The sequence below is a fragment of the Amycolatopsis kentuckyensis genome (assembly GCF_041679295.1).
Lineage (GTDB): Bacteria > Actinomycetota > Actinomycetes > Mycobacteriales > Pseudonocardiaceae > Amycolatopsis > Amycolatopsis kentuckyensis_A.
Map to the genome: position 1 here is coordinate 303,867 of NZ_JBGDMD010000001.1, position 11,689 is coordinate 315,555.

Below are 11,689 nucleotides of genomic sequence, written 5' to 3' on the forward strand. Positions count from 1 at the left end.
TCTTGTCCGCTTTTCCCGGAGGGGGAACCAATGCGTCGACTCCTCGTGCTGCTCTGCGCCCTTTTGCTGACGGTCACCGCCGTCCCCGCGTGGGCCGATGCGCCACCGGATCCGGTCCCCGGCGAAAGACCTCCGCTGGGAATCACCTGGGCCACCGGGGATCCCTACTGCCTCTACCAGCTCGGCGAGAACGCCGTGAAAGCCGCGGCCGACCAGCTCGTCGCCTCCGGGCTGCGGGACGCCGGCTACGAATACGTCATGCTCGGCGACTGCTGGCAGGCCGCCCAGCGGGATGCCGATGGCAAGCTCACGCCGCGCCCCAGCTTCTCCGCCGACATCCCGGCGCTGGTCAGCTACATCCACGAGCGCGGGCTCAAGATCGGGTTCTACAGCGGCACCGGCGCCAAGACCTGCAGCGCCTACCCGGCGGCCGGCTCGCTCGACCACGAAGACCTCGACGCGCAGACCTTCGCCGGCTGGGGTGCGGACTACCTGCGCTACGACACCTGTTACAGCGTCAACGGTGACGCGCCCGCGCGCGTGAAGAAGATGGCCGACGCCCTCAAGCGGACCGGCCGGCCGATCACCCTCGAAGTCGACGACTTCGACCGCAACCAGAGCCCGTGGCTGTGGGCGCGGGCGTCCGGCGCGCAGGTCTGGCGCACCTACAAGAACGCGACCTTCAACTTCGGCTACTCGACCGGCAGCCTCGACAGGCAGTACGGCCTCGACGGCTACCCCGGCCCGGGCGGCTGGAACATGCCGGGCTCCTTCACCTTCAGCTACCTCGACACCGCCGAGCGCCAAGCCAAGCTCGGGCTGTGGGCCGTGCTCAACGCGCCCTTGGTGGCCGACATGGCGCTCGCGGCCGATACGACGCTCCCGGCCGCCGAGATGGGCAACCCCGACATCATCGCCGTCGACCGGGACTGGGCGGGCGTCGGCGGGCACAAGGTCCGGGACACCGGCTGGACCGAGGTGTGGACGAAACCGATGTCCGACGGCTCGGCCGTGCTGGTGCTGTTCAACCGCGGCGAGCTCGCCGCGCCGATCACGACGTCCGTGGCCGACGCCGGGCTCCCCGCCGCGGCCGGGTACCGCGTGCGCGACCTGTGGACCGGCGACGAGACCGAGACGACCGGCGCGCTCGGCGGCACCGTCGGACGGCACGCCGCCACCGTGCTGCGCGTGTGGCCCACCGCCCCGGCCGCCGCGCCGCGGACCTCGCTGACCGTCGACCTGCCCGACTCCGTGCCGCCGGCCCAGCCGGTGACCGCCACGGTCAAGTTCGCCAACGCCGGTTCGACGCCGGTCACCGGCGCGCACCTGCAGGTGACCGCGCCCGCCGAATGGCAGCTGGACGGCCCCGGCGAAGCGACCACCGCGACCGTCGCACCCGGTGCCACGTGGGAAACCGCGGTGACGCTGCACCCGGTTTCGACCGCCACGCAGCCGGTCAAGATGCCGGCCACCGTGACGTACACGACCGCGCACGGCGCGCGGACCGCGACCGCGTCGGCCGAAGCGCCGCTCATGCTCGCGCCGAACCCGCCCTACACCAACGGATTGCTCAACACGCAGCCGTGGATCTCCACCGAGAACGGCCTCGGCCCGGTCGAGCGCGACAGCACCGACAACGGCCACCCGCTCACGATCAACGGCAAGACCGACGCGCACGGCGGCCTCGGCACGCACGCGCCCTCGGTCGTGCGGTACTTCCTCGGCGGCAAGTGCAAGCAGTTCACCGCGACCGTCGGCGTCGACGACCGCGGTCCGGACGGGACACTCGGGTTCCGGGTCATCGGCGACGGCGTCGAACTCGAGGCCACCGGAGACCTGCGGCACGGCGACGCGGCGCAGCACCTCGCCGTGCCGGTGACGGGTGTGCAGGTGCTGGCGCTCGCCGTGGACGACGCGAGCGACGGGTCCGCCGGGGACTGGGGCGACTGGCTGTCCCCGTACCTCAGCTGCTGACGGTCCCCGGCCGGGCCGGCGGGCACGTGCCAGACTGGTGCCCGTCCGGCCCGGCTGTGGGAAAGGGGACCGCGTGACCGTGCCTCTGCGCGGCATCAGCACGCGCGACGCCCTCGTCGCGGAGATCCGGCGGCACATCCTCGGCGGCGACCTCAAGCCCGGGGAGCCGCTCACCGAGGTCGGCCTCGCGAGCACGTTCGGCGTCGCGCGCCCGACCGTGCGCTCGGCTCTGCAGGAGCTCCTGGCCCGCAACCTCGCCGAACGGTCCACCGGGCGCTCGCTGCGCGTCCCGGTGTTCACCGCGGACGACGTCCGGGACCTGTTCTTCGTGCGCACGCCGCTCGAGCTCGAGGCGGTCCGGCGGATCGTCATCGAGCGGCGTCCGGTCGCCGCCGCCGAAGCCGGCCTCGCCGCGATGGAAGCCCTGGCGCCGGGCGCGAGCTGGGGCGATCGGGTCGACGCGCACACGAAGTTCCACGTCGCGCTGATCGGCTGCGCCGGCAGCCCGCGGCTCGACCGGGTCTACCCGGCGATGCAGGAGGAGATGCAGCTCTGCCTGGCCCAGCTCAGCGACTCCTACCCGCGAGCCGGCGACCTCGCGGCGGAGCACCGGACGCTGCTCGACGCGGTGCAGTCGGGGGACGAAGAACTGGCGGTCGCGGCGATGCGGGACCACCTGGAGCACGCGCTGAACGGCCTGGTCGGCTGACGTCCATTGTTATACTGTCATACACATGACGGACCTGACGAGCTTCCAGGCGCTGAGCTTCGACTGCTACGGCACCCTGATCGACTGGGAGACGGGGATCGCGGCCGTCCTGTCGCCGTGGGCCGAAGAGCGTGGCCTCGGAGTCCCCGAGGAGGAACTGCTGGTCGCCTACGCCGGCCACGAGGCCGCCGTCGAGCGGGAAGCGCCGGCCACGCTTTATCCGGACGTCCTGGCGGAGGCGTTCCGCCGCACGGGTGCCGGCCTCGGGGCCGCGGTGAGCGATGACTGGGCCCGCCGGCCGGGCGAGTCCGTGCCGGACTGGCCCGCGTTCCCGGACTCGGCCGACGCGCTCGCACGTCTCGCCGAGCACTACCGGTTGATCATCCTTTCGAACGTGCACCGCGACGGGTTCGCGGGCAGCAACAAGCGGCTGAACGGCCGGTTCGCGGCGATCATCACGGCTGAGGACGTCGGCGCCTACAAGCCCGCCGGGAACCACTTCCGCGCGCTGGACGAGACGTTGCCGTCCTTGGGGGTGGCCCGCGCGGAACTGCTGCACGTGGCGCAAAGCCTGTTCCACGACCACGTGCCCGCGAAGCGCGAAGGGCTGCCGTCGGTGTGGATCAACCGCCGCCACGACCGGCCGGGCTGGGGTGCGACGCCGGAGCCGGGCGGCGATTGGTCGTACAACCTGGAGTTCCCGTCGATGGGCGCCTTCGCGGACGCCGTCGACCAGGCTTTCGCCTGACCTGTCAGACCACAGTGGACAGAGCGGTGTAGGCGATGTCCGGGCCCGTGCGTTCCCACACGACGTCGGGGCAGTTCAGGCCCTCCGCGGAAAGCTGCCGCTTGACGACCTTGAATGTCGACGTCCGCGGCAGTTCGCGGACCGTGCGCACGTACCTGGGGACCTGCTTGGGCCCGAGATCCGGCTGGCCGGCGAGGAAGCGGCCGAACCCGGCGGGGTCCAGGGGAGTGCCGTCGGTGACGACGGCGGCCATCACCTGGTCGCCGGTCACCGGGTCGGGCACCGCGTAGACGGCGGCGTCGGTGATCGCCGGGTGCCGCAGCAGGATCCGCTCGATCGGCGCCGTGCCGAGGTTCTCCCCGTCGACGCGGAGCCAGTCGCCGAGCCGCCCGGCGAAGTAGCAGAAGCCGTCGGCGTCCGCGTAGGCGAGGTCACCGGTGTGGAACCGGCCGTCGCGCAGGCGTTCCGCGTCGGCCGCGGGGTCTCGGTAGTACCCGGCGAACCAGCCGGCGCCGGCGGTGTTGACCAGCTCGCCGACGGCTTCCCCGGCGTTGGCCAGCCGGCCGCCGGCGTCGAACTCGGCGGGCGGGCAGGGCCGGCCGGTGTGCGGGTGCAGGATGGCCACGTCGGGCGTCGGCCGGCCGAGTGAGGCCGGCGGGGTGTCGTCGGTGCGCGCGAACCCGATGCCGCCTTCGGTGGAGCCGAACGCGTCGACGACCTTGCAGCCGAAGCGCTTCTCGAACGCGGCCAGGTCGGCGGCGGCTCCTTCGTTGCCGTAGACGAGGCGCAGGGGGTTGTCCGCGTCGTCCGGCCGCGCCGGCGTGGCGACCACATAGGACAGTGGCTTGCCCACGTAGTTGGCGTAGGTCACGCCGAACTTGCGCACGTCGGGCAGGAAGCCGGACGCGGAGAACCGGCGCCGCAGGGCGATGCTCGCGCCCGCGGCGAGTCCGACGGCCCAGCCGGCCATGACGGCGTTCGAGTGGAACATCGGCATCGCGACGTAGACGGTGTCCGATGTGGACAACCGGAAGCGGTCGGCGAGCATCACGCCGGGGAACGCGATCTTGCCGTGGGTGCAGCGGACGGCCTTCGGGTCGCCGCTGGTGCCGGAGGTGAAGATCAGCATGAGCAGGTCGTCGGCCGACGCGGGGACGGGGTCGATCGGCTCGGCCGCCGGTGGCCACGATCCCAGTTCCCGCACGGGGATCCCGCCGAGGCCCAGTCCGGTCAGGAGGGGCTCGTACTTCGGCTCGGTGAGGACGACCTGGCAGTCGGCGAGCCGGATGTCCCGGGCGAGGGCCTCGCCGCGCCGGGTGGGGTTGAGCCCGACCAGCACCGCCCCGGCGAACGCGCAGGCGCCGAGCAGGACGGAGAACGCCGGGACGTTGTCGGCCAGCACGCCCACGTGCGGTGGTTTCGTCCAGTCCAGCGTGTCCCGGAGGCCGGCAGCGCAGCGCGCCGAGGCTCGGACGTGCTCGGCCCACGACATCGTTTCGTCCTCGAACCGCAGGCCGGGGCGTTCGTCGCCGGCGCGGGCCAGGAGGAGCTCGGTCACGGTCGGGACGCTCATCCGCGCACCTCCAGGCGGTCAGAAGTGAAACACGTTCTACTTCTAGCACGGTGACCGCCGCGGGGTCCACCACCTGGGGGCGGCGAAGTCGGGCGTGCTCATCCCGTCTGTGCTCAGGGCGCGGCTCCCTTTCGGCCCGGCGGGCTCGCCGGCGGTTGTCTTGAATGAGTCATTCAGGGCGTAGGAGGTCCTGAACGACTCATTCAAGACCGTTGGCCGCGGCGCCGGGCAGGTGAGTCGGGCGGCTTTCGCCGGAGCCCTGGGGTCAGGGGCCGTCGATTGCGGCGTACGGGAACGGGCCGTCGCCGAGGAGCCCGGAACGGTCGGGGACGCCGGCGGCGACGCGCAGCCGGGCGAACTCGACGGCGAGGGCCGCCGGCGGGTAGTGCGCGTTGAGGCCGCTGGGGTTGGGCACGATCCACACGCGGGCGCCGCCGATCGTCTCGGTCTGGGGACCGAGCCGGGCGCGGGGCGACCCGAACGCCGCCCGGTACCCGGTGACGCCCAGCATCGCGAGCCAGTCCGGCCGGATCGTCCGGACCCGCTCGGCCAGGTCCCGGCCGCCGGCCGCGAGCTCCTCCCGCGACAGCTGCGCGGCCCGGGCCGTGGGGCGGCGCACGATGCTGGTGATGCCCAGCCCCCAGCCCGGCAGCAGTCCTTCCTCCTCCGCGCTCAATCGCCGGGGCGTGAACCCGGCGCGGTGCAGGGCGGGCCAGAACCGGTTGCCGGGCGTGGAAAAGCTGTGCCCGGCCGCCGCCGACGAAAGGCCGGGGTTGATGCCGACGAACACGACCCGCAGCCCCTCGGCGAGCACGTCCGGCAGGACGGCGGTCGGTGGGTCGTCACCTGGTTCTCGCACCCCGCCATCGAACACCAGCGGCGGGGGTCACCACGTCACCGGCAGCGACGTGACGCCGTGGACCGGCGACAGCGTCCGGAACTCGATCCGCTCGAAGGGCACGGCCAGGCGCAGGTCCGGGAACCGGCGCAGCAGCGCGGGCAGCGCCGCCTTCAGCTCGATCCGGGCCAGCTGCTGCCCGAGGCACTGGTGGGTGCCGAAGCTGAACGCCAGGTGGGGGACACTGGCCGCGGTCCGAGCAGCTGCTGCTCGACGTGATGGAGGGCGCCGACCTGCCGCTGTTCAAGGATCCCGAGGCGCCGGTGCGACCCTGGTTGCGGCGCCGGCTGCGGCAGCTGGCCGACGAGGTGCTGCCGCCGGCCGTGGCCGGGCTGTCGCTCGCCATGATGCAGTCGGCGCTCTGGGATCCGCAGCTCGCGCACCGCCGCGACGAGTCGAACGAGACGATCCGCGCGCGGCTGCACGCGGCGGTCCGGCTGGCCGTCGCCGGGCACGAGCTCGAGACGGACGTCGACCCGGCGGACCTCGTGTCACTGCTGGTCGGGCCGATCGTCTACCGCACGGCGATGCAGCGGGACGCGGTCCCGGACGCGCTCATCGAGCGGCTCCTCGACAGCGTCGGGACCTGGCGCTGAACCCCGTGCTGTCTACTGTGGACGATCAGCCTGCTCGTCGGTGATCGAGTCGAGCAGGTCGGCGGCGATGGCGCGGGCGGCGGGCCGCAGCTCGGTGCTCAAGGCGTAGAACAGCTCCTGGGCGGGTTCGGCCGGCCAGTCCGCGGGCAGGTGTTCCCGCGGCAGCCGCGGATCGGTGCGGATGGTCTGCAGCCAGTCGGACTCCAGCAGCAGGTCGCGGGCGAGGCGGTCCGGGGCCTGGGCCGCCGGGTCCTGCCAGCGGGCGAGGAACGCCCGGTAGTGCCCGGCCAGCCGGTCGATGTCCCAGGCTTCCCGGACGATCCCGGCGACCTCGGTCGGCGGCAGCGCGCGGGCCTGGAAGACCTTGACGTGCCCGTCGGCGCCGAGGCCGTCGAGCAGCGGGACCGGGTCGACCTCGCCCGGCGCGATCCACAGGCCGCCCTGCAGGCTGCCGAAGCCGGCCCACAGCAGCCGGGAGCGCAGGGCGTGCCGCTGGCGCTGCCACGACTCGGGCATCGAGAACCCGAGCAGCGTCCACGTGCCGTCCCACTGCCGGTTGACCGCCCCGGCCCGCCAGATGCGCCACTCGCCGTCGTGCAGGATCGCCCGCGACCGGTCGGTGAGGCCGACGTAGACGTGCCGCCCGCGGCGCACCCGGTGGAGCAGGCCGCGCCGCGCCATCCGGCTCAGCGTGGATCGGGTGGCGTGCTCGGAGACGCCGACGCGCTCCAGCACGTCCAGGACGCTGCCGGTGGCGACGTGGATCCCGCGGTCGAGGACGTGACCGCCGAAGAAGGTGAGCAGCAGCGTCTGCGGACGCGGGGTGTCGGCGCCGATGCCCTCGGCGGCGGAGACGGCCAGATCGCTCACGGCGCGAGCATAAGCCCCCGGCCGATGTTGGGCAGTGTCTTGACGGTGGTCACCAAACTGCTTAACGTTCGTCGCGGCGTGACGCGGGTCACGTGGGTTCGGCGACGAGGCAGGACGCGATGGCAGACAACCTCCGCTCGCGGGCGCAGCTGCGCCGCGCGGTGCTCTCCAGCTACTTCGGCAGCGTGATCGAGTACTACGACTTCCTGCTCTACGCCACGGCCTCGGCGGTGGTGTTCAACAAAGTCTTCTTCTCCAACCTCGACCCGGTGCTCGGCACGGTCGCCAGCCTCGGCACGTTCACCACCGGCTACCTGGCGCGCCCGATCGGCGGGATCGTCTTCGGCCACTTCGGCGACCGCTTGGGGCGCAAGCGGATGCTCGTGATCACGATGTCGATGATGGGCATCGCGAGCACGCTGATCGGCGTCCTGCCGACCTACGCGCAGATCGGGGTGTGGGCGCCGGTCCTGCTGATCGTGCTGCGGGTGCTGCAGGGCGTCGCGGTCGGCGGCGAGTGGGGTGGCGCGGTGCTGATGTCGGCCGAGCACGCGACCAGCCGCCGCGGGTTGTGGGCGAGTTTCACCAACGCCGGGGCGCCCAGCGGGATGGTGGTCTCGACGTTGCTGCTGACCCTGATGGGCGCGGTGACGACCGACGCGCAGTTCCTCGCGTGGGGCTGGCGCGTGCCGTTCCTGCTCAGCGTCGTGCTGCTCGCCATCGGCCTGTTCATCCGGCTGAAGGTCGACGAGACGCCGGTCTTCGCCGCGGTCCGCGAACGCTCCGGCGCGCCGCTGCTGGAGGTCCTGCGCCGCCACCCCAAGAACCTGCTGCTGTCGATCGGCGTCGGCTTCGGCGCGTTCGTCGCGCAGGGCACGCTCACGACGTACGTGCTGTCGTACGCCGTGCACGCGGGATTCTCGCGCCAGACCGTGCTCAACGCGATCACGGTGTCCTCGGTCGGCGCGGTGATCGGCATCATCGGCTACTCGGCGCTGTCCGACCGGATCGGGCGCCGCCCGGTGGTCATCGCGGGCGCGCTGGCCACCGGCGTGGTGGGGTTCCTGCTGTTCCCGCTGATCGACACCGGCAACGCGGCGCTGCTGACGCTGGCGGTGGTGCTGGGCCAGTCGGTGGCGCACCCGGCGATGTACGGACCGCTGGCGGCGCTGTACACCGAGCTGTTCTCGACGCGCACCCGCTACACGGGAGCCTCGCTGGGCTACCAGATAGCCGGCCTCGGCGCGGGCCTCGGCCCGGTGGTGTTCGCCTCGATCGCCGGCGCGGGCACGGGCGTGATCTCGGCGGTGATCGCGGGGTGCTGCCTCGTGACGGTGGCGTGCGTGCTGGTGCTGCGGGAGAGCAACCGGGCCGATCTGGCGGAGCCGGCCGGACTGCCCGCGGTGAAGGCGGAACGCTGAGGCCGTCGCCGGTTCACCACCGGCCGGCGCAGGAACCGACTTCGAAACCCCGGCTCGGGAAAACCCGGTCCATGAAGAACTCGTGGACGCCCGGATCGTCGTCGGCGCAGCCGTCGGCCAGGAGGGTCACGCGGTAGCCGCGGTCGGCGGCGTCGTACGCCGTCGCCGCGACCATCGCGCTGGTGGCCACCCCGGTGATGGTGATCGCGTCCACGCCCCGCGCCCGGAGCACGAGGTCCAGGTCGGTGCCGGCGAAGGCGCTCGCCCGGCGCTTGCGCACGACGACGTCCTCCGGGAGCACCGGCAGGGCGGGCTCGATGCCGGGCGAGCCCTCGTGGAAGACGTCTCCTGACTCGAAGAAGGATTCGAACAGGGCGTCGCCCGGGGGCAGGTCCGCGCGGTTGGCGCGGAACGCCGTCTGGACGTGCACCACCAGCGCACCGGCGGCCCGCGCGCGGGGCAGCAACGCGGTCACCGGTGCCACCACCTGCCGGGTGAACGCGAAGCGTTCGGTGATGCCCCGCTGGAGGTCGCCGACGATCAGTGCTGTGCTCATGCGGTCAGTTTCCCAGTGCGCGCAACAATCGCGTCCCGGGGGAGGGCGGCCCGCGAATCGTGAGCCGGCGCCGCGAGAGGTGTCCTCGCGTCGTCCTGGGTCGCCGCAGGTGGCGATACCCGCTCTCGCCGCGAAGCAGCCCCGCGAGACCAGTGGCCATTGTTCCCCCGGTGCCGTTGTCGACCCCTGGTTCGAACGGAGTCCCGCCACCTCGCGAATCGCTTGTCTCGGCGCGGAAATGGCCGTAGTCGCGGGCGTCCGGCATTCCTTGCGCGACCCCGGCTGCCCAGCAGCTGAAACGACTTGACTCCGCATCACACCGATCTGACATCACCGCCGCGCCGGGCTCGGTAAGGGCCGAAAGTCGGGAAAAAGCGCGGTCGGATTTCGTTACAGGTCAATCGTGTGATCTTAAAAATAGCAATTCTCGCATTCTGGGACCCGGTGACACATATGTCGACATGTGCTGGATGCACACGAGAATGCACGTGCGAGCAGTCGGCCGGTCCGGTTTGACGGCCGGATCCCAGTGCGTATCTGTGCAGTTCCGGGCCCTGTCCAAGAATGTGGTGATGATCTTTTTCGAAATGAGCTCCGGTTGGCCGGCACGTGGGTCCGATCGGCGCGTTTGAGAGTCGATAGCGGTGGGAAGACTGCATCGGCGGCGGAGGAGCCGCAGGTGCCGAGAGGGCAACCAGCCGGCGGCCGGAGTGGGCGAAGGGAGCAGGGGCGAACGGGCGGCGCTGCTGGTCGGCACGGCGATTGACGTGGCGGGGTTTTGTGCTGCTCGATTGTGGTATGCGGTTCGGTCGCCGGTGGTTCACCTTCCGGAATGGTGTCCGTAATGTCGCGACGGGGCGTGTTCGCGAATGCGGATCGGGCGTCGATCGAATCCCACTATTGGCGGTACTGACGATCACGGTGCGCGCGGCAGCGTAAGTGTTCCAGCCGGGCGGTGAGTCGCAGGCTGACGGGGGACGACAACGGTGCGTGCGCAATTCCCGGCACGGCCCACAAGAAGCTCGAAAGGTTCGCTCATATGCAGTCCGACAGAGATGTCCTCGACCGGCGGGCGGGAACCCGGCCGGTGCCGGCCACCCGGCTGGACGCGCTCCTCACCGGGCTCGCCCGCCGCTACCGGGTGCCGGGGGCGCAGCTCGCGGTGTGGCAGGGTGACGAAGCCGCTGTGGTGCAGGCCGGGGTCCGGCACCACGACCGACCGGGCGCGATGCTCCCCGCCTCCGCGGTCCCGGTGGGCTCGATCACCAAGCTGGTCACCGCGACGCTCGCGATGGTGCTCGTCGCGGACGACGACCTCGACCTGGACGAACCCGTCGGCGACGTCCTGGGCGTCTCCGGACTGCCCGCCGGGCTGACCACCCGGCGGCTGCTGAGCCACACCGGCGGACTGCCGTCCGACCCGGCCGACCTCGCCGGCTCGGTGCTGAGAGAAGTGCGGAGCGCCCCGCCCGTCTGTCCACCGGGGACGGCCTTCTCGTACTCGAACCTCGGCTATGCGCTGGTCGGCGCGGTGATCGAGGAGATCACCGGGATGAGCTGGCGCGAGGCGGCCGACGCGATCGTCCTGCGCCCGCTGGACATCGAACCCGTCTTCGTCGACGACCCGGGTGTCGTGTCCGGGCACGCCGGCGACCGCCCGGTCGACCAGATCCTGCCGCCGATGCTCGACCCCGCCGGAGCGCTCGCGATGAGCGCCGCCGACCTCGTCTCGCTCGGCCGGGTGCACCTCGGGAAGCCGGGCCTGCTCGACGTCGTCACCGCGGCCGACATGCACCGGCGCGTCCCGGCCGCCGAGCCGTTCGGCCTGGCCGACGGCTGGGGCCTCGGCATCGCCCACTTCGGCGACGCCGACAACGGCTGGCTCGGGCACGACGGCACCGCCGACGGCACCTCCTGCCACCTGCGGATCGACCAGGCCGGCGCCTGCGTCGTCGCCCTGACCACCAACGGCACCACCGGCGCCGACCTGTGGCACGCGCTGGCCGCCGAGCTCGCCGACCTCGGCATCGAAGTCCCGTCCCGCGCGGTCCAGGCAGCGGACTCGACGCGCGAGGTTCCCGTGCCGCCGGGCGACTTCGGCGCCTACCGCAACGGATCCATCGAGTACGTGATCACGGCCGACCGCCTCGTCGTCGACGGCGAAGTGTTCCCCGAGCTGGTGCTCCACGACGACCGGACGTTCACCGTCCGCGATCCGGCGACCGGCCGGGTCACCCCCTGCGGCCGGTTCCGCGGCGAGCCCGGTGCCTCGGCCGCGGTCGAAATCGGCGGCCGCCTCGCCGGGCGCCGCTGACGCGAACCCCTCTCCCTCCCCGCCCGCAGC

The 11,689-nt window shown here is 72.2% G+C and carries 11 protein-coding genes; 6 read left to right on the plus strand and 5 right to left on the minus strand.

Annotated features, from left to right (window positions below; translation table 11 throughout):
• The first annotated feature begins 30 nt into the window (after window positions 1-30).
• From ACERZO_RS01415 to ACERZO_RS01425, 3 genes are all read left to right on the plus strand, one after another.
• On the plus strand, window positions 31-1,974 hold the full coding sequence (locus ACERZO_RS01415; protein WP_372660365.1) for an NPCBM/NEW2 domain-containing protein: 1,944 nt from the start codon (window positions 31-33) through the stop codon (window positions 1,972-1,974).
• Between the two features lie 73 nt (window positions 1,975-2,047).
• Window positions 2,048-2,683: a GntR family transcriptional regulator gene (locus tag ACERZO_RS01420; protein ID WP_372660369.1), complete on the plus strand. Its 636-nt coding sequence runs from the start codon at window positions 2,048-2,050 to the stop codon at window positions 2,681-2,683.
• Window positions 2,684-2,708: 25 nt separating this feature from the next.
• Complete coding sequence (locus ACERZO_RS01425; protein ID WP_372660371.1) at window positions 2,709-3,431, plus strand: HAD-IA family hydrolase; 723 nt, start codon at window positions 2,709-2,711, stop codon at window positions 3,429-3,431.
• A gap of 4 nt (window positions 3,432-3,435) precedes the next feature.
• Here the strand turns inward: ACERZO_RS01425 and ACERZO_RS01430 are convergent, their stop codons facing one another.
• The 3 genes from ACERZO_RS01430 to ACERZO_RS01440 all read right to left on the minus strand — a co-directional run bounded on the left by ACERZO_RS01430 (window position 3,436) and on the right by ACERZO_RS01440 (window position 6,076).
• Window positions 3,436-5,004 (minus strand): long-chain-fatty-acid--CoA ligase, encoded by a 1,569-nt coding sequence (locus ACERZO_RS01430; protein ID WP_372660374.1) that lies wholly within the window; start codon window positions 5,002-5,004, stop codon window positions 3,436-3,438.
• Between the two features lie 265 nt (window positions 5,005-5,269).
• The gene (gene mug / locus ACERZO_RS01435; RefSeq protein ID WP_372660377.1) at window positions 5,270-5,863 is read right to left on the minus strand and encodes a G/U mismatch-specific DNA glycosylase; all 594 of its coding nucleotides are present in this window, start codon (window positions 5,861-5,863) and stop codon (window positions 5,270-5,272) included.
• 27 nt (window positions 5,864-5,890) lie between these two features.
• Window positions 5,891-6,076: a cytochrome P450 gene (locus ACERZO_RS01440; protein WP_372662879.1), complete on the minus strand. Its 186-nt coding sequence runs from the start codon at window positions 6,074-6,076 to the stop codon at window positions 5,891-5,893.
• A 44-nt stretch (window positions 6,077-6,120) separates the two neighbouring features.
• On the opposite strand from ACERZO_RS01440, the gene ACERZO_RS01445 reads away from it, so the two are divergent.
• Window positions 6,121-6,498: a TetR-like C-terminal domain-containing protein gene (locus tag ACERZO_RS01445; RefSeq protein ID WP_372660380.1), complete on the plus strand. Its 378-nt coding sequence runs from the start codon at window positions 6,121-6,123 to the stop codon at window positions 6,496-6,498.
• A 12-nt stretch (window positions 6,499-6,510) separates the two neighbouring features.
• Here ACERZO_RS01445 and ACERZO_RS01450 read toward each other — a convergent pair whose 3' ends face one another.
• On the minus strand, window positions 6,511-7,368 hold the full coding sequence (locus ACERZO_RS01450; RefSeq protein WP_372660383.1) for a PaaX family transcriptional regulator: 858 nt from the start codon (window positions 7,366-7,368) through the stop codon (window positions 6,511-6,513).
• A 119-nt stretch (window positions 7,369-7,487) separates the two neighbouring features.
• Here ACERZO_RS01450 and ACERZO_RS01455 point away from each other — a divergent pair, with 119 nt between their 5' ends.
• Complete coding sequence (locus tag ACERZO_RS01455; protein ID WP_372660388.1) at window positions 7,488-8,789, plus strand: MFS transporter; 1,302 nt, start codon at window positions 7,488-7,490, stop codon at window positions 8,787-8,789.
• 13 nt (window positions 8,790-8,802) lie between these two features.
• Here ACERZO_RS01455 and ACERZO_RS01460 read toward each other — a convergent pair whose 3' ends face one another.
• Complete coding sequence (locus tag ACERZO_RS01460; protein WP_372660390.1) at window positions 8,803-9,345, minus strand: cysteine hydrolase family protein; 543 nt, start codon at window positions 9,343-9,345, stop codon at window positions 8,803-8,805.
• 1,039 nt (window positions 9,346-10,384) lie between these two features.
• Between ACERZO_RS01460 and ACERZO_RS01465 the strand changes: the two genes are divergently transcribed.
• Window positions 10,385-11,659, plus strand: a complete 1,275-nt coding sequence (locus ACERZO_RS01465) for a serine hydrolase domain-containing protein (RefSeq protein ID WP_372660393.1) — start codon at window positions 10,385-10,387, stop codon at window positions 11,657-11,659.
• Window positions 11,660-11,689 lie beyond the last annotated feature (30 nt).

What these genes read in the sequence shown, in the direction of transcription:
- ACERZO_RS01460 (WP_372660390.1), bottom strand. Translation starts at nt 9,345, where the DNA reads ATGAGCACAGCACTGATCGTCGGCGACCTCCAGCGGGGCATCACCGAA.
- ACERZO_RS01445 (WP_372660380.1), top strand. Translation starts at nt 6,121, where the DNA reads ATGGAGGGCGCCGACCTGCCGCTGTTCAAGGATCCCGAGGCGCCGGTG.
- ACERZO_RS01415 (WP_372660365.1), top strand. Translation starts at nt 31, where the DNA reads ATGCGTCGACTCCTCGTGCTGCTCTGCGCCCTTTTGCTGACGGTCACC.
- ACERZO_RS01465 (WP_372660393.1), top strand. Translation starts at nt 10,385, where the DNA reads ATGCAGTCCGACAGAGATGTCCTCGACCGGCGGGCGGGAACCCGGCCG.
- ACERZO_RS01425 (WP_372660371.1), top strand. Translation starts at nt 2,709, where the DNA reads ATGACGGACCTGACGAGCTTCCAGGCGCTGAGCTTCGACTGCTACGGC.
- ACERZO_RS01430 (WP_372660374.1), bottom strand. Translation starts at nt 5,004, where the DNA reads ATGAGCGTCCCGACCGTGACCGAGCTCCTCCTGGCCCGCGCCGGCGAC.
- ACERZO_RS01455 (WP_372660388.1), top strand. Translation starts at nt 7,488, where the DNA reads ATGGCAGACAACCTCCGCTCGCGGGCGCAGCTGCGCCGCGCGGTGCTC.